The 251-nt window shown below is 49.8% G+C and carries 1 protein-coding gene; it reads right to left on the reverse strand.

Annotated elements, in window-relative coordinates:
* The coding region (locus tag SB756_RS33105; protein ID WP_410913637.1) for an FAD-binding protein at positions 1 to 251 on the reverse strand (251 nt) is incomplete at both ends.

Raw genomic sequence — 251 nt, forward strand, 5'->3', positions numbered from 1 at the left:
GGTATAACTCACCTCGCCAATGGCATACAAGCCCTCGACGTCCGTACGCCCATGATCATCAACCATTACACCACCGCAGGTATAGTGTGCAGCAGGCACAATCGGTACCGGTTCTTGTGTGAGATCAATCCCCAGCCCGAGCAATTTTTCATAAATCATCGGGAAATGCTGGCGAATAAAATCAGCGGGCTTATGGCTGATATCAAGGAACATACAATCCGCGCCGAGGCGTTTCATTTCATGGTCAATGG

This window comes from Pseudomonas sp. SIMBA_068, assembly GCF_046534705.1.
In the GTDB taxonomy this organism is placed as follows: Bacteria; Pseudomonadota; Gammaproteobacteria; order Pseudomonadales; family Pseudomonadaceae; genus Aquipseudomonas; species Aquipseudomonas putida.